The sequence below is a fragment of the Rhizobium sp. LEGMi-198b genome, from assembly GCF_054114205.1.
In genome coordinates, this window is record NZ_JBSYVH010000007.1 from 292,029 (window position 1) to 315,687 (window position 23,659).

The following is a 23,659-nucleotide window of genomic DNA, read 5'->3' on the forward strand; positions in this document are numbered from 1 at the left end:
GATATGACGACCGACATCGCGGGCCCCGACCGGAAGGCCAGCCTTAGTCTTGCCCTGCGCAGACGGATCCTCACCATGGAATTGCCGCCTGGCTCAGTTCTGGACGAAGTGGCGCTGAGCGAGGAGTTCGGCCTATCCCGCCCGCCGGTGCGGGAGCTGATGCGCCAGATGGCTGGCGAAGGTTACATCGAGCTGGAAGCGAACCGAGCCGCGCGGGTCAGTTCGATGAGCTACCAGTCGTTGCGTGACTACTTTCTGATGGCGCCGATGATCTACATCACCGCGAATAGACTGGCGGCCGAGAACCGTACTCGGGCAGAACTCGACGCGCTCAAGCAGATTCAGCGGACCTTTCAGAAGGCGGTCGACAATTGCGACGCCGAGGGTCGCGTCTTCTATAACGACCAGTTCCACCGACAGATAGGCGAGATGGCGCACAACGTCTATCTCGTTCCCAGTCTCCGGCGCCTGCAGATCGACCACGCCCGTATCGGGAAGATCTTCTACAAGCATCCGAACACGCCGCGCATGCAGGAAGAACTGGAGCTTGCATCCCGGCAGCATGACGAAATGATCGAGGCCATCGAACGACACGACGCCGATGCCTCGGCCGAGCTGGCGCGCCTGCACATCGAACTCTCTCGTCGAAACATGGCCATGTATGCGGCCCCCGAGGGTATGGAAACGCCGACCCTCTAGGACGGCATCTCGAAGAACAAACCAAAACCATCGCTGGAGAGGCCGATGAGCGAACTTCCAAGCAAGCAGGAACATAGCCGGGTAAAGACGAGCCCTTTGTTGCCTGCCAAATGCCTCGACCTTTCACCTAACCTCGGGGGACATGACAAGAATGTCTAACTTTCAATTTCCAGGCCTAAACCTTGCCATCGCCACTCCCTTCGACGATGCCGGCCGCATCGACTACGGGCGTCTCGAACACAATGTCGAGCGCTATCTCGCAGCCGGCGTCAGGAGCTTCCTGTTCAGCTCCGGCACCGGCATGCATGTCTATCTTTCCAAGGAAGAATCGGAGGAGCTCGTCAGGCGCGGTGCGCGTATCGTCAACGGTCGGGCGAAGGTGATCGCTCAGACATCGGCCCTCCTGGCGGAGGACGTAGTCGAGCGCACGGTGCGCGCCCGTGATGCCGGTGCCGAAGGCGTCATGGTTCTTCCACCTTTCTTCGAAGGACCGACGGACGATCAGGGAATCCTCGATTTCTACAGCGAGGTTGCGAAGGCGGGTCTGCCGGTCATCGGTTACAACGTACCGCAGGCGGTCGGTGTTGCGATCACGCCCGAACTTCTGGAGAAGCTGAACGAAATTCCCGGATTCTGTGCCGTCAAGGACAGCAGCGGCGATCTTGGAAAGCAGGCGGCGCTCATCCGTTCCGGCCGGTTCGTGATGAACGGCGCCGACCCTCTCGTTCCCTATGCGCTTTATGCGGGATGTGACGGTTTGATCTGGGGTGGTGCGAACTTCGCTCCACGAACCTCGGTCGCGCTCGTCGAGGCAGCATCGAAGCGCAGATGGGACGAGGTCCGTGAGCTCTGGAAGATCCTGGAGCCGTCCATGGGGCTGATCTGGGAGGGAGACTACGTGCAGTCCGTCTATGCGGCCGCCGAACTGACCGGTTACGGGGCGGGAGTGCCGCGTAAGCCGCTGCGTGCGCTCGCTCCGGAAAAGCTTCCCGCTCTCCGCCGCTCCCTCGAAGCTCTCATAGAGCGGGAAGCGATTTGACCGTGACCCAGGCCGCAAAGAACGTCTTCGTCGCATCGAAGCTTCCCAAGCGCGCGGGCGTGTCGGGATGGGTGGCGACACTTCCGCCGCGCACGCCGCGCCCGGCCTTGGGCGAAGCGATCAACGTCGACGTCGCGATCATCGGCGGCGGTTTTGCCGGTCTCTCCGCGGCGCATCGTCTCTCGCAGCTCGACCCGACCGTCCGGGTGGCTGTTCTCGAAGCGGGTATCGTCGGCGAAGGTCCGGCCGGCGCCAATTCCGGCTTCATCATCGATCTTCCGCACGAGGTCTCCTCGAACGATTTCAGCGGCGAGTCGGAGGGCAAGTTCCGCGACTCCGTGCTCCTGCAGCGTTCGGCAATCGCGCTCGCGACCAAACTCGCTGCAGAGAACGGCTGGGGACAGGAGCTGTTCGATCCCTGCGGCCGCTACAGCGTCGCGATGAGCGCCGAAGGCGACAAGCATCTCGAAGCCTATTCGCTGCAGCTTTCGAAAATGGGCGAAGCCCATCGGCTCCTCAAAGCCAGCGAGATCGAAGCGGTGACGGGATCGAAGGCCTTCACCTCCGGCCTGTTCTCGCCCGGCACGATCATCATCCAGCCGGCCGCTTATATCCGCGGAGTGGCCGACTGTCTTAAAGAGCCGGTGAGGCTTTTCGAGCAGACACCTGCTCTTTCCTTCGAGCGCTTCGGCGGCGGCTGGCTAGTGAAAACGCCGAAGGGCTCGGTGCAGGCGGGCAAGATCATCATGGCCAATAACGGCCATGCGGAGAGCTTCGGCTTTTTCCGCGGGCGCCTCCTTCATGTCTTCACCTATGCATCGCTGACGGAGGAATTCGATCCGGCTAGGCTGGGCGGAGAAAGAAAGTGGGCGGCGACGCCTGCGCTGCCTATGGGAACGACGGTGCGGCGCATCAATACCCGCGGCGGCGACCGCATTCTGATACGTTCGCGCTATAGCTATAATCCGAGCATCGAGATCAGCGATGCCGCGATCCGCAGCGCCGGCCGCCTGCATGACGGCAAGTTCTCACATCGTTTCCCCACGCTTGCCGGCGTCGGCATGCAGTACCGCTGGGGAGGCGCGATGGCGCTGACGCGCAACCATGTCCCGGCCTTCGGAGAAATCGAACGAGGTGTCTTCGCAGCCTGCGGCTGCAACGGACTAGGCGCGTCGAATTCGACCGCTGCCGGCATCGCCGCGGCCGAGCGCGTGCTCGGGCACGAGTCCGAACTCGGCCGTGTCTATAATCGCCTGGCAGCACCGGTTGCGCTGCCGCCGCAGCCGCTGACCACGATCGGAGCGAAGCTCCATCTGGCCTACCGGGAATGGAGTGCCGGGGCCGAATGAGACGCGAATTTTATCTGCGCCGCCGGCGAAGATGATAGTGGCGAGGCGAGCCCATACCGCCGAAGCGACCTCTCGCGCAGGCATCCGCAAACCCATGTCGCAGGCTGACATCATTATTGTTTCATAGGGGGTGATTGGACCGAACCATCAGACCCTTGAGGCGTTATAATGTCTTATGGGGTAGTCTAATACGCGTACGCGCCGGAGGTCTTCGATGTCACCCGAAGTCGAACTGAAGCTTGAGCTTTCCACGGAGGCCGCAAAACGGCTGTCGCGGTTCACCCCCCTTACCAACCCTGAAAAGGTCCTGAAACAAACTTCAACCTATTTTGATACCGACGATCACAAGCTTTTTCAGAACGGGTTCACCCTCCGTGTCCGTCAGACCGGCGATGTTCATGTCCAGACCGTGAAAGCGGTGGGCCAGAGCCAATCTCTTTTTGCCCGTTCGGAATGGGAGACGCCCATCGAAGGGGACAAGCCGGTCGTCGACGATTCCAATCCGCTCAAAACCGAGTTCGGTGAGGAACTTGCTGTGTCGCCTGCCTTCAACGTGGAAATCGAGAGGCGCGTTTGGACCGTGAAGGAAAACGGTTCCCTGATTGAGGTGGTCATCGACCAGGGATCGGTCGTCTCTGGTGACCGGAACACCGCCGTGCGGGAAGCCGAGCTTGAGCTGAAGGATGGCAATCAGAAGGACCTATTCGTATTCGCACGCAAGATCGAAGCGGTCGCGCCCATTCGTTTTGGCGTTCGCTCCAAGGCGGAAAGGGGCTTCGCGCTGATCGAGCAGCAGAAGTCCGTTTTCAAGGCGGAGGACATTCGCCTCGATCAGAATATGCACGCATCCGATGCCTTTCAAACAATTGCCGCCTCGTGCTTCCGGCAGTTTCGTTTGAACGAGGACGTTCTGCTGCGGCAGCGAAATGCTGAAACGCTGCACCAGGCCCGCGTAGGGCTGCGTCGCCTGCGCTCCGACTTCTCGCTGTTCAAGCGAATGCTTCCGGGCGATGAGCCGCAACGACTGAAGGACGAGCTGCGCTGGCTGGCCGGAGTCCTCGGAGAGGCGCGCAATCTGGATGTGCTGCTGACAAAGGCGACGGACCCAGACCTGCGGGGCCGGCTGACGGATGCCCGGGAGGCTGCATACGACGACGTGGTTGAGGGATTGAACTCCAGTCGTGCCCGCGCGCTCATGCTGGATTTTAACGAATGGCTTCGGTGCGGCGAATATCTTTCGCTTCCCGAGACTGAGGACGTGCGGGGCCTGTCGGCGTTGGAGTTTGCCGAAATGGCACTCAACCGAATGCGCAAAAAGCTGAAGAAGCATGGGCAGGCGCTTGCCAAGGTCGACGATCGCCAACGCCATGAGGCTCGCAAGGACGCGAAGAAGCTGCGCTATGCGGCCGAGTTCTTCGGGTCACTGTTCGACGACAAGCGCGGCGTGCGCCTTCATCGGCGTTTTATCGGCGCAATGGGGGGGCTTCAGGACCATCTTGGATTGCTGAACGATCTTGCAACCGGGCCCAACGCACTGAGCAAGCATGGTCTGACCAACCATCCGGCTGCCGACAGCGTTATTTCCCATGCGGACAAGGATGCTCTGATAGACGATGCGCAGGTTTCGCTTGACGAGGTGCTGGACGCGAAGAAGTTCTGGCGCTGAACATCGTTTACAGCAGGAATGCCCGAGGATCATGGCGATCTCCCCGGGCTTCGTCGTGAGCGCTTCGGTCAGGTTCGGTCCGAGCCGGCCGCAGCGGCGGTTGATAAATTATACAGCACAGAATCACCGAATTCATGCGTGCGATATCGCCCTGCGGTAAGCGCTGCGGAGGCCTTTGCGAGCAGGGCATCATCCGCAAAGGCGCGCAGAAGCTCGAAATGGCTTTCGCCGGGCTGGTGGACGCCCGTCAAAATCGTATCGACCACGCGGAGCGGTGTGCCCTGGGCGATGCGCCCTGTAGCAACGCCATTTCCGGCGCGAACGGTGCCATCGGGACGGGCGGCCGCCTCGAGGGCGCGCACGACGCTCGTGCCGATCGCGATGGTGCGCCTGCCTTGGAGCTTCGCCCGCGCGATCTGCTCTGCGGTGCGCTCGGGGATGCTGTAAGGCTCGTCGAAGGGAAGACGTGAGTCGAGTGCGGGATTGCCGGTCGAGGAAATGCCCGCAGCATGCGTCAGCGACGCGAACCCGATGTTGCGCCGGCGCCAGGCCTGAAGCGTGCGCCAGTCGAGCGCAAAGCCTGCCGACGGCGCCTCGAACGCGAACGGCCGGGCTGCAATCTTCGTCCAAACATCCCACAGCGCCAACGGTTCGGGAACATGCGCATATTGGATCGGCCGGCCATGCTGTGCCAGGCCGGCAAACACCGCCGCTTGGTTGCCGAGGAAACGCAGTTCAAGAAGGCGAGGATGGTCGAGAAGGCGCTCTATGACGACCTCGAGCGGGCCGAGCCGAAGCTGATCGCCCGATGACAGCGGAGGCGGCGCCGGCCGATCTTCCGTGCGTGCCCGATGATCGCCCGAGCCGAAGGCGATTGCCACGAAGCGGGTAGGATCGGGAGGTGATAGCCAGCCGGCCAGGCGGATCTCGATCGCCTTCCCGCTTGGCGCATGGATTCCGTGCAAGCTGGCAGGCAAGGTCGCGGCATCATTGGCGACAACAAGATCGCCGGGATTGAACAGCGCCGCGAGCTTGCTGCGCGGCATGTCGCGCATCGTGCCATCCGCCTCGATGACAAGCAGCTTGGCGGAGTGGCGGTCGGATTGGTCATCGGCGATCATGCCTGTCCTCCGGCTATAAGCGCGGCACGGACCGGCAACGCGGTGAGCATCTTCTCGATGATCTCGGCAGCGGCGAGCTCGGGAGCCTTCAAGGTCGACGGATCGGCGTCGGGAAGTGCCAGTGCGTGAAGCGGGGTGTCCATATCGCCAGGGTCGAGCGCGAGGAACCTTATCCCGTCGGGCTTCGCTTCCTCGTCCCAAATCGCCGTCAGATGGGCAAGAGCGGCCTTGCTCGCCCCATACGCTCCCCAGCCGGGATAGGCGTTGACCGCCGCATCGCTGGAAATGTTGATCACCAGTGAGCCGCGGCCCTCGCGTGCGGACGCGGCAAGCGCGCCGAACAGCGCCTTCGTCAGCCGGAACGCACCAAGGAGATTGACCGCAAGCGCCGCCTCCAGCTCCTCGCACTCGGTATCGGCCAGAAGCGCCAGTGGGACAGGGCCGAGGCTCGACGCATTGTTGATCAGGACATCGACCCCGCCCAGGCTGGCTGTAACTTGCATCGCGGCCGGATAGATGTCGTCCTTCTTGCCGATATCGGCCACGATGCCGTGCGCGCCCGTCTCGACTGCGATGCGTTCGACATTCGCTGCCGTGCGAGCGACGAAGGCGACACGCGCCCCCTTCGCCGCAAGCTGGCGCACGAGGGCCAGTCCCAACCCCGACGTGCCGCCCGTGATCGCCACGCGAAGTCCCTGAAGATCGATATTCATCTGCATTGCTGGTGCTCCTTCAATGGGTACCAACAACTGCTACAAGTTCAAGTTAACTTGAAGTCAAGCGGGAATCGTGCTCTTGTCTATGCATGGATCCGATGCTCACCATCACGGACGTATCGCGGCGCAGCGGCGTTGCCTCATCTGCCTTGCGTTTCTACGAGGAGCGCGGGCTGATTGCCTCAGAGCGCGCCGGCTCGGGGCACCGGCGCTATCACCGATCCATATTGCGCCGGATCGCCTTCATCATCTTTGCGCAGCGGATCGGGCTGACGCTTGAGGAGATCGGCGCGGAACTCGACAAGCTGCCGGCCGACCGTATGCCATCGCGTCGGGATTGGTCGGAGTTATCGGGCGAATGGGCAAAGCGCATCGATGAGCGCATTGCCGAGCTGCAGCGGCTGCGGTCGGGGCTTACCGAATGCATCGGCTGCGGCTGCCTGTCGATCGACCGATGCAGCCTCGCCAACCCTGCCGATGTGGCGGGACGCAAGGGGCCAGGGCCGAGATATTGGCTGGGGTGAATAGGCGGCCGCATCCCCGGAGCGATGCGTGACGGCATTCGGCTGCAGGCCTACATCGTGAGAGCCTGGATCACACCGAGCAGGCCTTTCATATCGGTCGGCTTTCCCACGTTGACAGCATTGGCAAGGATTGCATTCTGGGCCAGTTCGGACTTTTCGCATGCGCTCGCGAGGACGAAGGGCACGCCCAGCGACTTCAATAGAATTGCGACTGGTGTCACCTTTTCATCGTCAAGATTGACATCCAGGACTGCTGCATCCGGACGTTCGTCTTGCAGGAGATCGAGGGCATCCTCGACCGAGCCGACCGGTCCGAGCACGCGAAAACCTCCCTCGATCAACGCTTCCCTCAGTTCCATCGCTATGAAGAACTCGTCTTCGACTATGAGGACGAGGTTCCCGCGTACATCCTCTCTCTCTCTCTCTCTCTCTCTCTCTCTCTCTCTCGCATGTCCGCTCATCACATCCTCACACAGGGAGTTTGATCGTTGCAGTCAAACCACGGCCGCCATAGGCAAGCTCCACCTCGCCGCCCAAATGGGCAGCAGTACCCTCGATCAATTCCGTTCCATAGCCTTTGCGTGTCGGCGGTGCCAAGCCCGGGCCTTTCTCTTCCCGCCACTCGCATTTCAGGTATTTTCGTTCTTTTGGCCCGGCTTCCAGCGACCACTTCACATGGATTTCGCCTTCAGGAACGGACAAGGCGCCGTATTTTACCGCGTTGGTGGCCAGCTCATGGATCATCATGCTGATCGGAAGGACCTTTGAACTCGATAGTTGCACTGTCGGCCCCTCAAAATGAAGCCGATCCACGCCAATTTCGCTGATTGTAGTTTTCAGCAAAACGGCAAGATCAGCCGTTCCCTTGTTTGAAACGAGCTCCTGGGCACGTAGAGTGACCTCCAACCGTCCAAGGAAGGCGTCGCGATACTCCTCTGCGGTCCGGCCTTCGGTCCCCGTTTGCATCGCGATCGCGCGCACGACCGCAAACAGGTTCTTCATCCGATGCCGGGTTTCGGAGATGATGAAGTTTTGCTCGGCCTCGTGGCGCTGGCGCTCGGTAACATCGTCGAAAAGAACGAGGACGTTGGTGCTGTTGTCGTCGGGATGAACGAGGCGCCGGGCATCGACGAGAAAAGTCCGCCGACCGATCGCAGGAAAGTCGTGCGTCACCTCAAATCCGATCACGGCAGATGCCTTGGGAATTACCGAAGCTATGAGTTGCCGAAGCTCTTCGATGTCCCACTGGCCATTGCCTAGATCAAAGAAACTGCGCCCCAAGATGTCATCCCGCTCGACTTTAAAGGTGCGGATGAAAGCGTTGTTGGCAGTCACCACGCAAAACCCCTGATCCAGGACGACCACCGGCTGGGTCATCGTATCGACGACACCTTGGGCTTGGACGTGGCTGCTTCTCAGTAAGCGATACAGGTCTTCCAACATCATCGAGGAAATCTTTCCCTGGTTAGAAGTATTCGCATGTTGACGTTCTCGTCCTCAGATGAACGTCGGATTGCTTAACCAGATTTCACCAGCCTGAAAGGCGAGCGAGACTGGCGATGGGCACTAAAATAAAGATGGCGGCTTCATATTATTTGACAAGCCGCTCTCGACACACATTCCGCCAGATGCGGCGTGTCGGCGAGCAGCAAAGCCGCTACGTGTCCATCAATACATGGATTTCCATAAGTTGCAGCGCTGTTGTCACGAGACTAGGGTGCTGCATGGGCTCGCCAGTCCCGATATCGAGAAGAAGCCGCTCGAAGCACTGACGATCCCAGGCTTTCTTTGCCCCGCAGGAGCAGCCCATGATGCGCGTCTGGTCGTACCGCCCTCAATTCCTGCACTTAGGGCTTTTTATCGCGGCTTATGTCTTGGGCTGCGGATTCGCTCAATCGCTCGCAATCGTCCCTGGAACCGGTATTTCCATTTGGCCTCCGAGCGGGCTTTTCATCGCCACGCTTGTCCTCGCCCCCAGGCAAAGTTGGCCGTGGTGGATAGTGGCGGGGTGTCTGGCTGAATTGTTCAGCAACCTTTGGTTCCAAAGTCCGCTGCCCGCGGCCTTCCTGATCTATGCCGGCAACGCTCTTGAGGCGGTGGTCGGCGCATGGCTTGTGAATCGGACCTGTGGCCGTCCGGTTCGGCTGGAAACCTTGCAGGAAGTTCTCTCATTCGTCGTCTTTGCCGCTGTCATCGCGCCGATCGTAAGTGCCACGATCGGAAGTGCGACGCTTGCCTGGTTCGACATGCAATCGCAATCCTTCACGACGGCGTGGCCCTTATGGTGGATCGGGGATGCCACCGGGGTCTTGATCGTAGCGCCGCTGGCGTTGGTCGTGTTCCAGAACTGGCGCGGTGAGGCCCAGCTCTCGCCCGCGCGATGGCTGGAAGCCTGCCTCCTGGGGCTGATCTTTCTCGGTGTCGCCGCCCTTTCCTTGAGCGGCGCCTTGCCCTTCAGCTACATTGTCATGCCCCCTCTTCTTTGGGCCGCGGTGCGTTTCGAATTCAAAGGCGCCGCCGTGACCCTGACACTTCTTGCCCTGATCACGGCGCTATTCACGATATCCGGCGCCGGCCAATTTGTCGGTGATCCCGGGTCTCAGAAGCACAACCAGATCATGCTGCAGCTTTTTCTGGCCATCTCGGCATGTTCAGCGCTCATCGTGGCCGCCATATCGCGACAGCACCAGCTTGCGGTGGCCACATTACGCCAAAGCGTTGAGGCATTGCGTGAGCGCGAAAACGAGCTTTCGCAGCTCGTGAACATGGTGCCCGTCCAGATCAGACGTCTGACACCAGAAGGCGAGCCGACCTTCTTCAACAAGCGCCTGCTCGATTTCTTCGGTTTGGACGACATAGCGCAATTGGACAAGCCTAACATGAGCCGGCTGGCGGCAGCCATCACGACTCTCGTCCATTCCGAAGATTCGGCCCGCCTATTGGAGACTGTCCGCCACTCCCTCGCCACCGGTGAGCCCTATTCGATGAAATATCGCATGCGCCGCGCGGACGGCGCTTACCGATGGGTGGATGGCCGCTGGGAGCCGCTGCGGGATCAAAGCGGAGCGATTGTGCAGTGGTTCGCAATCTCCATCGACATCGACGATGAAGTGCGTGCGCAGAACGCATTGCGCGAAAGTGAACGGCAGTTGCGGCAGCTCATCGACGCCGTACCCGCTCTGATCTGGAGCGCGACGCCTGAAGGAGTGCCGTCCTACATCAACAAGCGGCTCATGGATACGGTTGGGGTCACTCTGGAAGACTTGGTCGCGCCGGACGGATCGCTGTCGCTGGCCGATGTCTACCCGGAAGACAGACAGGCAGTGAAGCAGGCACTCGCACACTCGTTCGAGATGGGTACCCCTTTTGCAATGAAGTATCGTCAGCATCGCTCCGACGGAGCCTATCGCTGGACCGAGGGGCGCGCAGAGCCGCTACGCGATCCGGAGGGGCGGATCGTGGAATGGTATGGCGTCTGCCTCGATATCGATGACCTCGTGACCGCGCAGGAGGCATTGCGCCAAAGCGAGCGCCGCTACCGGGACCTGTTCCACTATATGCCGATCGGGCTGGCCCAGGTGGATGCCGGCAAGTTGATACCCCTGTTCAAGGAGTTGCGGGCAGAGGGCGTGACGGAACTCAGAACCTATATAGACGAGCACCCCGAATTCCTGCCGCGCGCCTTGGAAGCGCTGGAGGTTGAAGAAGTCAACCGGCATATCATCGAGATGTTCGGCGCAAAGGATACCGGGGAGATGCGGGGGCCGATTACCCGGTACTGGCAGCCGGGCATTGCCACCATACGCCGCTCCATCGAGGCGCGTTATCGCGGTGAGGAGATCTTTCAGGAAGAGACCAAGGTGGCCCGAATGGACGGCAGCGTCATCGACGTTCTTTTCACAACCGCCCGCCCCGGCGCCGTGGCCGACAAGAGCCTGGTTGGCTTTATCGATATCACTGAGCGCAAGAAGGCCGAGGAGGCGTTGCGCAACCGGGAGCGGGAGTTCTCGCAGCTCGCCGACATGGTTCCGAGCCTGCTCTGGCGGTTAAGTCCAACCGGCGAGCCGGTTTACTTCAGCAAACGCACCATCGAGTTTTTCGGTTTGGACAGCGAGGCTTATGAGGGGCTGACAATGAGTGGCCTCGCCGCCGCGATAGCGTCTCTCGTCCATCCCGACGATGTAGGACGATTGACGGCAACCCTCGATCGATCGATCGCCACCGGCGAGACCTTTTCCCTGAACTATCGCCTGCGTCGTGCCGACGGCATCTATCGCTGGATGTCCGGCCGCGCGGAGCCGCTGCGAGACGAAAGCGGTAAAATCATCCAATGGTACGGTCTCTCGCATGATATTGATGATCAACTGCGCATCGAGGAGGAATTGCGCACGCGGGAGCGCTCGCTCTGGCAGCTCGTCGAAACGCTGCCCGCGATGATCGATTGTGCGGCACCCGATGGGGAGCCGGTCTATCGCAATCCCCAGCTCCGTGATTTCCTTGGTTATAAGCTTGAAGACCTGGACGGAACTGGAAAATCCCGGCTGGCCGGCACACTCGATGCCGGCGTTCATCCCGATGACCTCCAGGGCGTCAAGGAGAATTATGCCCATTCCTTATCCACCGGCGAGCCGTATGCGCGCAGGCATCGCCTGCGGCGGTTCGATGGCGAATATCGCTGGATCGAGACACGCGCCGCACCGATGCGCAATCCCGAAGGCGCCATCGTGCAGTGGAATGTCATCTGCATCGATATCGACGGCGAGGTTCGCGCACAGGAAGAGCTGCAGCGGGCACGAGAGGGCCTCGCGCGAGCGAGCCAGGCAGCAAGCCTTGCCGAGCTTTCGGCTTCCATTGCGCACGAGGTAAACCAGCCCTTGGCGGCCGTCGTGGCAAACTCGCACGCCTGCCAGCGCTGGCTCATGGCCGAACCCCCCAATATCGAGCGGGCGGAAAAAACGGTAGAGCGCATCATCCGCGACGCCAACTCGGCTGCTGACGTCGTCAGCCGTATACGCGCCTTGTTCAAGCAATCCATAGATACGAGGATTTATACGGCATTCGCGAGCGTCATCAACGAAGCGCGCAACCTCATGGCCGACGAAGCGTTGCGGCATCGCGTTCGGATGGACGTGAAGATTGACGGCAGCCTTCCGCTCATCGCAATCGATCGCGTTCAGATCCAGCAGGTTCTGATCAATCTCATTCGCAACGGCATGGACGCGATGGACTCCATTGCAGGCGAGCGAGTGGTCGGGATGCGCGTGCGCCACATGGGCGATGTCGTCCGGACCGAAATCAGCGATCACGGCCAGGGCATCGAATTTCCCGAGAGAATATTCGAACCGTTCTTCACGACAAAAGCAAACGGCATGGGCATGGGGCTGGCGATCTGCCGCTCGATCGTCGAGTTACACGGCGGACGATTGTGGACCGAAAAGAATGAACCGAGTGGGGCGACATTCATCTTCACCCTGCCGGTTGAAATGAAGGCAGCGCAATGACGACGGACGATCATATTGTCTTCATCGTGGACGATGATGAACGCATTCGGGAGGCGCTCGGCGATCTGCTGGACTCGCACGGCATGCGCGCCATCGCGTTCGGATCGGCCGGCGATTATGTGAGCGCGGACAAACCCGATTTCCCGGCCTGCCTCATCCTCGATATCGAGCTGCCTGATATCAACGGCCTCGATCTGCAGGGGCAGATCGCGGAGGGAGATCATCCGCCGATCGTCTTCATTACGGGGCACGGCGACATTCCATCGTCGGTACGTGCGATCAAGCACGGCGCCGTGGATTTCCTGACCAAGCCTTTCAGCGACGCCGATCTGATGGCAGCGATCCACGCCGCGATCGCCCAAGATCGGGAAAAAAGATCGGAACGTGCCGAACTCGGCATGCTGAGACAACGCTACCTCGACCTGACACCACGAGAGCGCGAAGTGTTGCCGCTCGTCGTGAGCGGCCTTCTCAACAAACAGGCGGCGGCTGAACTGGGGATCAGCGAAGTCACGCTGCAAATCCATAGACGGAACGTCATGCAGAAAATGGCGGCGGCATCGCTCGCCGATCTCGTGCGTATTGCGGAGAGATTGGAAATCCCGATTACCCACTCGCGCCGCGTGGGAGGAAATTGAATATGAATAAGACAAGACATGTAGTGGCAATCGTTGATGACGATCCAAGACTATTGGAATCGGTGGGCGATCTTCTGGAATCCGCTGGCTATGCGGCCCGCAGCTTCTCGTCGGCGGGATCATTGCTCGTCGACGGGCTATCGGATTTGGACGTGCTCATCACCGACATCGGGATGCCCGGCATGGATGGCTTTGAGCTTCGTGACCTGGTGAGGAAGCTGCGTCCGGAGCTGCCGGTCTTCCTGATCACGGGCCGCCACGAGATAGCGGATCAGGGCCGCGCTCAAGGCATCAGCGGATTTTTCCGGAAGCCATTCGATGCCCAGGCCCTGCTCGCGGCCATCGCCAATGCTTTGCATCAGTCAAGAGATGGAGGGTAAGATGAAAGTTGAACAATCTTTCCCGCGGAGATCGGCACCGCCATCACCGCGGCGGAGAAGCGAAGAAGATCAGCCGCTCGTCATCATTGTCGATGATGACGCTTCCGTTCGGGAGGCACTCTCGGAGTTGATCCTATCGGCGGGCTTCCGGCCCATCAGTTTTGCCTCGACCCGCGAAGTGCTTGATGCCGATATCCTGGACAATCCCGGCTGCTTGATCCTCGATGTGCGCATGCCGGGGACGAGTGGTCTCCATCTGCAGCGTCATCTGGCCGACAACGGCAATCCCAAACCAATCATCTTCCTGACCGGGCATGGCGACATTCCGATGACCGTCGAGGCGATGAAGGCCGGCGCCGTGGATTTTCTCACCAAACCGGTGCGGGACCAAACATTGCTCGACGCCGTGACGGCGGGCATTGCCATGGATGCCGAACGACGGGCGCAAGCCGCGATCGCCAATCGGAACATCGAACGCCTCGAGACGCTGACACAGCGCGAGCGCGAGGTTCTCTATGAAGTGGCGCACGGACGCCTCAACAAGCAGATCGCCTTCGATCTCGGCATTAGCGAAGTGACGGTCAAGCTGCATCGCAGCAATGTCATGCACAAGATGGAGGCAGCCTCTATCGGCGAACTGATCCGGGCATGGGAAACACTGCCGGCACCGATGCGCGAGGCTGGCGCACATCGGGCTGTAACATGATTGAGCCGAGTTGATACAAAGGGCTTGTCTCGAAAGGAATCCAAGCGCAGTTTCCGGAAATGGCGTCGACAAGTTCGCGGACTTGCGAGATTCTTCAAAACTGACAATGACATGCGGGGGAATAAATGACGGATAGGCTCAAGAACAAGATTGCCATCATTTCCGGCGGAGCCACCGGAATGGGCGGGGCGGCTTCACGCTTGTTTGCGGCGGAAGGCGCAACGGTTGCGATTATCGACCGAAATGGCGACGCGGCTGAGGAGACAGTGCGGGCGATCCGGGATGCCGGCGGCGTTGCTGACTATTGGGTTGCCGACGTATCGGACGAAGCAGCCGTCAATGCGGCAGTGAAGGGCATCGAGGACCGTTTCGGCGCCGTGACCGTCCTTTTCAATCACGCCGGCACCATCGTCATCAAACCGTTTCTCGAAACGACACTGCAGGAATGGGAATGGCTGCACGGCGTCAACGTGCGCTCGATGTTCCTGATGACCAAAGCCGTGCTTCCGGGCATGATCGCAGCCGGCGGCGGCTCCATCGTCTGCACGTCGTCGATCTCGGCGGTCGCGGCGACGCCGATGGAAGTGCTCTACGATACGACGAAGGGCGCTGTGCACATGTTCGCCCGCGCCATTGCCGTCGAGTTCCGCGATCGCAATATTCGCTGCAACGCCGTCTGTCCCGGCTTCATCCGCACGCCGCACGGTCTGCGCGAGGTGGCTGAGTTGCAGGCCCTCGGCGTTGATGTTTCGGATGAAGCAATCGCGGCGCAGCAGGGCCGGATCGGAGAACCGGAAGATGTGGCGCGCGCCGCCCTCTACCTCGCCTCAGACGAATCCAACTTCGTCAACGGTATCCATCTCTTCGTCGACAATGGCTTTACCGCGATCTGATCGTCGATAGCTGCTAAACAGCATTCCTCTCACGACAAGGCCGCAAGCAAGCGTGCAACGGCAACGCATACCCAAAGATCGGCCTAGACACTATTATGGACACATGTTCTAAAAAGTGGACAGATTAGCGGGAGCACGCCATGCATCTTTCCATGTGGACTTACCCTTGGGACATTCAGGATCAGGGGCTTGAAGCGCTTGCCGCCGACCTTCGCGGCCGCGCAGGCCTCACCACGATCAGCATGGCCACCTCCTATCATGCCGGCCGGTTCTTTCAGCCGAGAAGTCCGCAACAGAAGGCCTATTTTCCCGAAGACGGGACGGTCTACTTCCGGCCGGACGAAAGACTATGGCAAGACAAGGAGATCCGGCCGCTGATGGCCAGGAATGTAGCCGAGCGCGGCGACATGCTGGAAGCGCTCGTCAAAGGGCGCGACGCGACAGGCCTCAAGGTCTCGTGCTGGACGGTCTGCCTCCATAATACCCGCCTCGGCATGCTGCATCCCGATCACGTCACTCGGAACGCCTTTGGCAATCCCAACTATTACAATCTTTGCCCCTCAAGCCCCGCGGCGCGGGCCTATGTCGTCACCCTCATCCGCGACATCGCGACAAACTATCGGCCGGATATGCTGGAACTCGAGAGCCCGAATTTCATGGGGTTCGCGCACGAATATCACCACGAGAAAGACGGCGTCGGCCTTAACGCCGAAGACGATTTCCTGCTGTCGCTCTGCTTCTGCGATCATTGCACGGCGCGCGCCATGAAGGCCGGCGTGCCGGTCGAAGGCGCGCGCCAATCGGTCACGCGCTTCATCGCGGAACTCTGCGAACGGGCCGTCCCGGAGCGGCAATTCCCGGACTTTCCCGCGGCCGGGATCGATGCATTTCGCGACCATCCGGATCTGTACGCCTATCTCGTCTGGCGCACCGAACCGGTGACCAGCCTGATTGGCGAGATCAAAGCTTCGGCTGATCCGGAGACACGTATCGTGCTTATCGACCTGAAGGACGGCTGGCTCGGCGGCGTTGATCTCGTTGCAGCCGGCAAGCTTTGCGATGGGGCGATCCTCTGCTGCTACGACATGGAGCCGGAGGCTGTCGGCGAGGTCATCCGGAGCGGGCGGGCGGCGATCGGACCGGGAAAGTTCCTCGGCGTGGGCCTGCGCGTCTTCTATCCTGAAGTCGACGGACCGGCGATCCTCGCAGAGCGCGCCAAGGCCGCTGTTGATGCCGGCGCTGACGGCGTGAACTTCTACAATTACGGCCTCATACCGGCCAAGCGCCTTGACTGGGTCAAGGCGGCGGTCGACGCAATCACCTGACCCCTCGTCAGCAGGCGATGGGTTCGGCGACCTGGATCAGGCAGTCGCCGGCCTGGCTGTCGCAATGCAGCCTATGGGAAATGACGATGCCGCCCTCCGCAAAGCGCAGCTCTTCCTCCGGCCGCTCCAGACGTTCCAGGTCATGGTACCATCCGGCAAGATCGCCGGCAGAAACGGTTGCGCCGAGTGCGACGGCTGGCTCGAACCAGCCTCTATGGTTCGCATAGATGCCCTGGCTGTGCCGAGACAACGAAAGAAGCTGCAGCGGTCCCGGCTCGGAGAGCGGTGCGCGGGAGAGAACCGGACGCTCGACAATGCCGAGCGCGATAAGCAGCCGGTCGATCGCCGCCGCCGTGAAGGCTATTGTCTCCGGCGTCACGGTTCCGCCGCCGCCGAATTCGCCGGAAAGACCCACGGTCCCCGCCCGTCCAGCAGCACCCATCGATGTCGGCGCGGTCGGCCCATTGTCGGCGATGAAGGCATGTGACGCGCCCATGGCGCGCATCAGCGAGACCGACCGCTGGAAGCGGGCCGTATCGGCCTGCCGCTCGATCAACGTGCAGGGCAGGTGCGCCATGGACGTGCCGCCCGAATGCAGATCGAGCACGACGTCATGGCGCGGAAAGAGTTCATGTTCGAGGAAATGGGCGAGACGCGCCGTCGGCGATCCCGTCGGATCCCCGGGAAACGCCCGGTTGAGATTGCCGCCATCGAACGGCGAGCAGCGCCTCGCCGCCATCACCGCCGGCAGGTTCGCCATTGGCAGGATGGTGACGGCGCCGCGGATTTCCGCAACATCCAACCGGCGCATCAGCCGCCCGAGTTGGAGTTCGCCCTCATATTCGTCGCCATGGTTGCCCGCCATCAGAAGCAGGGACGGCCCCTCGCCATTCTTCAGGCGAAGAACTGGAATGCGGATCTGATAATAAGGCGAACGGTCGATCGAATAGGGAATGGCGAGGTGACCGGCCTGCCGGCCCTCGCGCGAAAAGTCGATCGGATTGACGAGGCCGCTATGCATGATGTCTCCAGTCCGGGCTGTTGCCTTGCCGTCAGAGGGCGGCGACCGCGGTCATTTCAACGCGCAGGTCCGGATCGGCGAGGCGTGCCTCGACGCAGGCTCGGGCCGGCGGGTTTTCGATGTCGATCCAGCCATCATAGACGCCGTTCATCGCCTCGAAATCGGTGATCGCCGGCAGGAAGACGTTGATAGCGAGCAGGCGCGAGCGGTCCGTACCGGCTTCTTTCAAAAGGGTGTCGATCTTGCCGAGCACATCGAGGGTCTGCTCCTCGATGCCCGCCTTGCGATTTTCCGCGACCTGGCCGGCAATATAGACGAGCCCGCCATAGCTGACAGCTTGGCTCATGCGCGAACCCTTCTGGTAACGTTGGATCATGGAAGGTTTTTCCTTTTCTTGCTTTGGGAGGGAAGTTCAGCCGAAGCTGGTGAGATAGGCCGCCGTCACCGAATGATCCGGGTCGAGGCCATAGAGGATTGCGTGGCGGTCAAGGCAGGTGCAGGGATGCGAAATACCGCATTCGACCACGTCGCCAACGGAAACGTCGCTGCCGTCTGCAAGTGCCACGAAAGCGTGCTGATCATTGAGGCGGAGAACTTCGGCGCCCCTGAGATCGGCAAGACGCGCACCGTTACGATAGAGCGCCAGCGGCCGCGGCATGCCCTGATCCATGGCCACGTCACGCATGCCCAAGCCGCAGATCGCCAGCCTTGGCTCCGGCCGGGACAGGACCTCGGCCCAGACCCGCAGCGCCGGACGAAAGCCGGACGCGGCGGAAGCTAATTCGGCACCAATGCGGAAGCCACCGCGCGCATCGAGACCAGCAAGACCGCGCTCGTAAATGCCATGATCGTGGAAGAAGATGGCACCGCTGCGCAGCACGAGACGGCAAGCGGGATCGGCAGCAACGGCGGACGAAAGCCCCACAACAACCATGTCGAAAAAGACCGAACCGCCGGCCGTGACGAGGAGCGGCCGCTCGGTGCCTATGCGGGAACGCACCTTCGGCAGGAACTCGGCCGTCATCGCCATCAGCGCCGTGATGCGAAGCACCGTCTCTTCCGCATCGCTGGTCGCGGCGGCGCCTTCATAAGCGGCAATGCCGGTCAGCCGGAAGGTCGGCGTTTCGGCAGCAACGATCGCATCGAGAACTGCAGCCGCAGCGTCGGAGCTGCGCACACCGGCCCGACCGGCGCCGAACTCCACCATCAGCCCCAGCGGCGGCAGATCTCCACGTTCGCGCCACGCCGACCGCAGAGCATCGACGAGCGCCGTCGAATCCACGAAAACATGGACTTCCGCATCAGGATAACCGGCAAGCAGCGCGGCAAGCCGACGTGCGGCGGCGGCTCCGCCGATCTCATTGGCAAGGATCAGACGGCGCTGTCCTGCCTTGAGCAGAACCGCAGTCTGGCGGATATCGGCAACCGTCGTGCCCCAGGCGCCCGCTGCAATAAGTGCATCTGCCAATGCCGTCGACATCGGCGTCTTGGCGTGCGGCGCGATTTCAGCGCCATGGCTCTTCACATAGGCCATCATCAGCTCGACATTGCTGGAGAAAGCCTGCCGGTCGAGCGAGATCAGCGGCAGGGCCATCCTGCCGTCATAGGGCTTCCATCCCTGCTTGCCGATTGCCGCAAGCGGGAGCGGTGGATTGCCTGGCGGAAAGCCGCGCACCCGGTCATCGATCAGCACGGTTTCGGATGCGGCATGAAGGTCAGACATCGCAGCCTCCCTGGGGCTCGACCGGATCGGCTGTGCCGAGGCGATAGGTGTCGTTGGCCGTGGCGAAGAACAGGGCGCGTTGCTCGTCGAGAGAGAATTGCGAGGCGACGGTGCGAAAGGCCCGATAGACCTCGTCGAAGGAGGCGTATAACCCCGCCACCGGGAAATCGCTCGCGAACATCGAGCGCGTCGGGCCGAAACAATCGAGGCAATGCTCGATCACCGGCCGCAGGCTTTCGAGTGTCCACCCGCTGTCGTAGGCCACGAGGTCGGAAATCTTCAGGCGCACATTCGGCTCGTTGCCAAACGCCCGCAGGCCTTCGCGCCAGAGCGCCATGCCATCATCCGTGCGGTCGACAGGGCTTCCGCCGTGGTTGAGCACGAAAAGCGTTTCCGGGAAAGCGCGCACCAGCGCAAGCGCGTCCTTCATCTGCCATGGATAAAGCATCAGGTCGAAGATAAGCCCGAGCCGCGTAGCGTGGGCAAGCCCCGCCCGCCAGGCAGGATCACCCATGAGATCCGCGCACCGGGCAAAACGCTTCGCCGGTTCCGGATGCCAGCTAACGATATCGCGGATGCCGACGACGTTCGGGTTTGCCGCTTCCATCTCGAGCAGGCGCATGGCGTCCGGCGCGTCGAGAGGAACCCGCGCGACATAACGGCGTGCCACGCCGGAGCTACGGTCGAGGCTATCCAGCCAGCGACTCTCTTCCAGCGGATGCGCATCGAACCAGCCGGCCTCCACATGGACGGTTGCAACCACGTTCTGGCGTGCGGCATCGGCACGATAATCTTCGATGCCGTAGTTGCGCAGGATCGGTGCGAGGCTCCCGAAAGCCGTCTCCCCGCCGGTCGCCTGCGCTTTTTTAAGCCAAGGGTGTCGCTCCAGCTTGAGATCCCAGAGGTGATGATGCGGGTCGATCAACGGCCCGTCATAGCGCTCGGTCATCTGCGCCCCTCACGACCGGATACGAGCAAGAGGGCAAGGATCAGCGTGCCGAACATGATGGAGCGCCAGCCGGGCGAGGCATTAACGACGGTGATCAGCGCCGTCGTCGTCACCAGCAGGATCGCTCCCGGGATGGTGCCGGCATAGGTGCCGCGGCCGCCGAGGATGGACGTACCGCCGAGCACGACGGCTGCAATCGAGGTCAGCAGATAAGGATCGCCGATGCCGACATAGCCTTGCCGGTTCATGCCCAGCACGAGAATACCCGCAAGCCCCGCGAAAAAGCCCGAGAGCGTATGAACAATCAGCGTGTTGCGACCGACGCGGACACCGGAAAGCCGGGCAGCCAGCGGGTTTGCCCCAAGCGCAAGGAAACGTGCGCCGATCGGCATGCGGTGGATGAGCAGTAGGACGACAACCGAGACCACAATCCAAAGGACGATACCAGCCGGGATGCCGAGCGGCCGCGCCTGGCCGAGCAGAATGACCGCCGGATTGCTGACGGTAACCGCACTGCCGCCGGCAACGATGACGAGCAAGCCTTGCAAGAAGGTCGCCATGGCAAGCGTCATTATGATTGGCGGTACGCGAAGATAGGCCGCACCCGCACCATTCATGAGGCCAATGCCGGCGGCGATGGCAAGTGCTGCAGCGATGCCGATGACGCCGCTCGCATCCCAAGCAGGCGAGAGGAGCGGCAGCAGGATCGCGGTCACGGTGATAACCGCGCCGACGGAAAGATCGATGCCGCCCATCAGGATGACGAGCGTCTGGCCGGCGGCCACAATGCCGATCACCGCTGAGAGCTCCAGCAGATAGCGCAGGTGACCATAGGCACCGAACCCGCGCAACATGAAGCTTGCGACAACCCAGACGAGCGAGACCAGAAGGAAGGTCAGGAGCGGCGGGTTGCGGAATGCTGTCCTGATGACGTTCATCGCCTTACCTTCCATTGCGCGAGAAGTTCCGGAACCGCGACCGCGCCCACGATGATCAAGCCCTGCGCGACATATTGCGCGACCGGCGGAAAGCCGAGGAAGAACATGACGTTGATCATGACCGAAAGCAGCAGGCTGCCGCAGATCGCGCCGCGCATGGTGCCCTTGCCGCCAAGAAAGCCGACGCCGCCAAGCACGGAGGCAGCAATCGAGTTCAGCGTAAAGGGCGTGCCTATCACCGGATCACCCGAGCCGGTCTGCGCAGCGACGAAGAGACCGGTCAACGCCGCCAGAAGACCGGAGAGCGCAAAGGCGACAACCTTCACCCGCTCGACCGGGACACCGGAACGGAATGCGCCGACTGGGTTGTCGCCGGCCGCATAGATGCCGAGGCCGAGCGGCGTTGCGAGAAAGGCTTTCCAGAGCACGAGGGTCACGACAAGCAGCAGAAAGGCGACGGGCGTATCGCCGGCCAGCGTTACCGACAGCCAGTCGGGAATGAACCCGCCCGGCCGCGGCAGCAGGATGAGCGCGACCCCGGTTATGATGAAGGAACCGGCAAGCGTGACGATGATCGCCGGAAGCCGCAGATGCGTCACGATAGCCCCAATGACAGCGCCGATCGACAGGCCGGCGAGCGCGACCGCAACAATGCCGCCCGGCACGCCGAGTGTCCCTTCCATGGTCGTTGCCGCTATGACTGCGCCGAGACTCACGAGCGGACCGATCGCCAGCGTGATGCCGCCGTTCAACATGAGCACCGCCTGCGCCATGGTGACGAGCGCGAGCGGGAACCAGTTCTGCGTGAACTTCGAAAAGCCACTGATGGAAAGGATACCCGGAAAGAGCACGACATAGAGGATAAGAAAAGCGCCAACGACCAGATAAAGGCCGCCGAGACCGCGATTGCGGCGGAGCTGGATCGCGCCATAAAGCCAGGCGGAAGAGGAAACGGTGCTCATGCTGCTGCCTCCTGTGTCGTGACGCCCATGGCCGCGCCGACGATCGCCCCTTCGCTGATCGCAGCGCCCGACAGCGTCGCCGCAATGCGCCCCTCGCGCAGCACCACGACGCGGTCGCAAAGATGCACCAGTTCCGGCGTGTCGGAACTGGCCAGGATGACGAGCCGCCCCTCGGCGGCGAAGGCACGGAGCATGAGGTAGATTTCCCGCTTGGTTTCGATATCGACACCTCGCGTCGGATCGTTGAGGAGCAGAACGGACGGATCGAGCGGCAGCCATTTGGCGAGCGCCACCTTCTGCTGGTTGCCGCCGGAAAGTGCCTGCACCGGGCGGGCAGTGTCGCCCTTGATCGTCAGGCGGCGCGCAAGATCGGCGACAAGACCGTTTTCCGCCTGTAGGTCGCGCAGCCCTTTGCTGGCCAGCCGTCCGAGCGAAGGCAGGATGAGGTTTGATGCAATGGAATGAGGCAGTACCAGCCCCTCATGTTTGCGGTCGGCCGGGACATAGACGATACCAGCCGCATTCGCCTCGCCGACATGGGCAGGCAGGCCGGGTTTCCCGGAAACCTCGGCCCGGGCAGCCGCGGCAGGAATCGCGCCATAAAGGCCGAGCAACAAGTCTTCCTGCCCCTGCCCCACGAGCCCGCCAATACCGACGATTTCGCCGGCGCGGGCAGAGAAGCCGATGTTGCGCACCATGCCGGCGGAAAAGTCTTCAACGCTGATGCGTGTCGCACCGGGCGTCGCGGCTCGGCGCGGCGGGAAGAGGTCGCCGGTCTCGCGGCCGACCATGAGACGCACCAGCCCCTCGCCGTCGATGCCGGATAGCGACTGGTCCGCCGTGACCCCGCCATCCTTCAGCACCGTGACGTGCGAACAAAGCGCCTGCACCTCATGGAGGCGGTGAGAAATATAGAGAAGTGCTATGCCGCGATCCCTCAGCGTCTCGATCAGGCTGGCAAGAATGCCGGCTTCATGGGCCGAGAGCGAGGAGGTAGGCTCATCCAGAATGAGCACGCGCGGCTTGCGGAACAGCGCCTTGGCGATCTCCACCATCTGACGGCGACCAAGCGCAAGATCGGCGACCGGCATGTCGATCGGCTCGGTAAGCCCCACCATGTCGCAAACTTCCCGCACACCGCGATGAAGAGCTTCATAGTCGATGAGACCGAACCGGCGCGGAAACGCGCCGAGCCCGATATTTTCGGCAATCGAGAGATTCGCCGTGAGGCTCAGCTCCTGCTGGACCACGGCGATGCCCGCCGCACGCGCGGCCGCCGGGCTAAAGCGCCCAACGGGCTTGCCGTCGACGGCGATGGAACCGCCGTCGGGCTGGAGGGCACCGGACAGCAGATTGATCAGCGTGGACTTGCCGGCACCGTTCTCACCGAGCAGGGCGTGAACCCTGCCCGGAAGAAGGGCGATATCGACGCCCTTCAAAACGGGATTGCCGAAAAATCCTTTGAACACCTGCCGGGCTTCCAGCAGGGGCCTTTCTTCCTTCATGACG

Annotated in this window: 22 protein-coding genes; 11 read left to right on the top strand and 11 right to left on the bottom strand. The window is 61.6% G+C overall.

Annotation, left to right across the window (positions count from 1 at the left end; translation table 11 throughout):
- Positions 1-3 precede the first annotated feature (3 nt).
- The 4 genes from ACXHXG_RS25025 to ACXHXG_RS25040 all read left to right on the top strand — a co-directional run bounded on the left by ACXHXG_RS25025 (position 4) and on the right by ACXHXG_RS25040 (position 4,753).
- A complete protein-coding gene (locus tag ACXHXG_RS25025) occupies positions 4-699 on the top strand; it encodes a GntR family transcriptional regulator (protein WP_457901172.1) in 696 nt (231 codons plus the stop codon).
- Between the two features lie 151 nt (positions 700-850).
- Positions 851-1,738 carry a dihydrodipicolinate synthase family protein gene (locus tag ACXHXG_RS25030; protein ID WP_283053427.1) on the top strand — a complete coding sequence of 296 codons (888 nt, stop codon included), beginning with the start codon at positions 851-853 and terminating at the stop codon, positions 1,736-1,738.
- Positions 1,739-1,740: 2 nt separating this feature from the next.
- On the top strand, positions 1,741-3,087 hold the full coding sequence (locus tag ACXHXG_RS25035) for an NAD(P)/FAD-dependent oxidoreductase (protein ID WP_283054335.1): 1,347 nt from the start codon (positions 1,741-1,743) through the stop codon (positions 3,085-3,087).
- Between the two features lie 214 nt (positions 3,088-3,301).
- A complete protein-coding gene (locus tag ACXHXG_RS25040) occupies positions 3,302-4,753 on the top strand; it encodes a CYTH and CHAD domain-containing protein (RefSeq protein WP_457901076.1) in 1,452 nt (483 codons plus the stop codon).
- Between the two features lie 68 nt (positions 4,754-4,821).
- On the opposite strand, the gene ACXHXG_RS25045 is transcribed toward ACXHXG_RS25040, so the two are convergent.
- Both ACXHXG_RS25045 and ACXHXG_RS25050 read right to left on the bottom strand, forming a co-directional pair.
- Positions 4,822-5,874, bottom strand: coding sequence for an S-adenosylmethionine:tRNA ribosyltransferase-isomerase (locus ACXHXG_RS25045; protein WP_457901077.1), 1,053 nt, complete (start codon positions 5,872-5,874; stop codon positions 4,822-4,824).
- Complete coding sequence (locus ACXHXG_RS25050) at positions 5,871-6,593, bottom strand: SDR family NAD(P)-dependent oxidoreductase (RefSeq protein ID WP_457901078.1); 723 nt, start codon at positions 6,591-6,593, stop codon at positions 5,871-5,873. Before ACXHXG_RS25050 ends, ACXHXG_RS25045 begins: the two co-directional genes overlap by 4 nt.
- Positions 6,594-6,679: 86 nt before the next feature.
- Between ACXHXG_RS25050 and soxR the strand changes: the two genes are divergently transcribed.
- A complete protein-coding gene (soxR, locus tag ACXHXG_RS25055) occupies positions 6,680-7,114 on the top strand; it encodes a redox-sensitive transcriptional activator SoxR (RefSeq protein ID WP_104826265.1) in 435 nt (144 codons plus the stop codon).
- 50 nt (positions 7,115-7,164) lie between these two features.
- Here the strand turns inward: soxR and ACXHXG_RS25060 are convergent, their stop codons facing one another.
- Both ACXHXG_RS25060 and ACXHXG_RS25065 read right to left on the bottom strand, forming a co-directional pair.
- Positions 7,165-7,575, bottom strand: a complete 411-nt coding sequence (locus tag ACXHXG_RS25060) for a response regulator (RefSeq protein WP_457901079.1) — start codon at positions 7,573-7,575, stop codon at positions 7,165-7,167.
- Between the two features lie 7 nt (positions 7,576-7,582).
- On the bottom strand, positions 7,583-8,560 hold the full coding sequence (locus ACXHXG_RS25065) for a sensor histidine kinase (RefSeq protein ID WP_260304802.1): 978 nt from the start codon (positions 8,558-8,560) through the stop codon (positions 7,583-7,585).
- Between the two features lie 362 nt (positions 8,561-8,922).
- Here ACXHXG_RS25065 and ACXHXG_RS25070 point away from each other — a divergent pair, with 362 nt between their 5' ends.
- The 6 genes from ACXHXG_RS25070 to ACXHXG_RS25095 all read left to right on the top strand — a co-directional run bounded on the left by ACXHXG_RS25070 (position 8,923) and on the right by ACXHXG_RS25095 (position 16,557).
- Entirely contained in the window at positions 8,923-12,615 is a 3,693-nt protein-coding gene (locus ACXHXG_RS25070) for an MASE1 domain-containing protein (RefSeq protein WP_457901080.1), read from the top strand.
- Positions 12,612-13,253 carry a response regulator transcription factor gene (locus ACXHXG_RS25075; RefSeq protein ID WP_104826261.1) on the top strand — a complete coding sequence of 214 codons (642 nt, stop codon included), beginning with the start codon at positions 12,612-12,614 and terminating at the stop codon, positions 13,251-13,253. Before ACXHXG_RS25070 ends, ACXHXG_RS25075 begins: the two co-directional genes overlap by 4 nt.
- 2 nt (positions 13,254-13,255) lie before the next feature.
- A complete protein-coding gene (locus ACXHXG_RS25080) occupies positions 13,256-13,633 on the top strand; it encodes a response regulator (protein ID WP_104826260.1) in 378 nt (125 codons plus the stop codon).
- Between the two features lies 1 nt (position 13,634).
- Positions 13,635-14,339, top strand: a complete 705-nt coding sequence (locus ACXHXG_RS25085; RefSeq protein WP_104826259.1) for a response regulator transcription factor — start codon at positions 13,635-13,637, stop codon at positions 14,337-14,339.
- Positions 14,340-14,464: 125 nt separating this feature from the next.
- Positions 14,465-15,232, top strand: a complete 768-nt coding sequence (locus ACXHXG_RS25090; RefSeq protein WP_260304799.1) for an SDR family NAD(P)-dependent oxidoreductase — start codon at positions 14,465-14,467, stop codon at positions 15,230-15,232.
- Positions 15,233-15,372: 140 nt separating this feature from the next.
- A complete protein-coding gene (locus ACXHXG_RS25095) occupies positions 15,373-16,557 on the top strand; it encodes a hypothetical protein (RefSeq protein ID WP_457901081.1) in 1,185 nt (394 codons plus the stop codon).
- Between the two features lie 7 nt (positions 16,558-16,564).
- On the opposite strand, the gene ACXHXG_RS25100 is transcribed toward ACXHXG_RS25095, so the two are convergent.
- The 7 genes from ACXHXG_RS25100 to ACXHXG_RS25130 are packed head-to-tail and all read right to left on the bottom strand — an operon-like array spanning position 16,565 to position 23,655.
- On the bottom strand, positions 16,565-17,578 hold the full coding sequence (locus ACXHXG_RS25100; protein ID WP_457901082.1) for a succinylglutamate desuccinylase/aspartoacylase family protein: 1,014 nt from the start codon (positions 17,576-17,578) through the stop codon (positions 16,565-16,567).
- Between the two features lie 31 nt (positions 17,579-17,609).
- Positions 17,610-17,954 (bottom strand): RidA family protein, encoded by a 345-nt coding sequence (locus ACXHXG_RS25105; RefSeq protein ID WP_457901083.1) that lies wholly within the window; start codon positions 17,952-17,954, stop codon positions 17,610-17,612.
- 36 nt (positions 17,955-17,990) lie between these two features.
- Positions 17,991-19,301: an alanine racemase gene (locus ACXHXG_RS25110; RefSeq protein WP_457901084.1), complete on the bottom strand. Its 1,311-nt coding sequence runs from the start codon at positions 19,299-19,301 to the stop codon at positions 17,991-17,993.
- Positions 19,294-20,250: an amidohydrolase family protein gene (locus ACXHXG_RS25115; protein WP_457901085.1), complete on the bottom strand. Its 957-nt coding sequence runs from the start codon at positions 20,248-20,250 to the stop codon at positions 19,294-19,296. The genes ACXHXG_RS25110 and ACXHXG_RS25115 overlap by 8 nt, the downstream gene beginning before the upstream one ends.
- A complete protein-coding gene (locus ACXHXG_RS25120) occupies positions 20,247-21,188 on the bottom strand; it encodes an ABC transporter permease (RefSeq protein WP_457901086.1) in 942 nt (313 codons plus the stop codon). Before ACXHXG_RS25120 ends, ACXHXG_RS25115 begins: the two co-directional genes overlap by 4 nt.
- Positions 21,185-22,150 (bottom strand): ABC transporter permease, encoded by a 966-nt coding sequence (locus ACXHXG_RS25125; RefSeq protein ID WP_457901087.1) that lies wholly within the window; start codon positions 22,148-22,150, stop codon positions 21,185-21,187. Before ACXHXG_RS25125 ends, ACXHXG_RS25120 begins: the two co-directional genes overlap by 4 nt.
- Positions 22,147-23,655 carry a sugar ABC transporter ATP-binding protein gene (locus tag ACXHXG_RS25130; RefSeq protein ID WP_457901088.1) on the bottom strand — a complete coding sequence of 503 codons (1,509 nt, stop codon included), beginning with the start codon at positions 23,653-23,655 and terminating at the stop codon, positions 22,147-22,149. The genes ACXHXG_RS25125 and ACXHXG_RS25130 overlap by 4 nt, the downstream gene beginning before the upstream one ends.
- Positions 23,656-23,659: the final 4 nt, after the last annotated feature.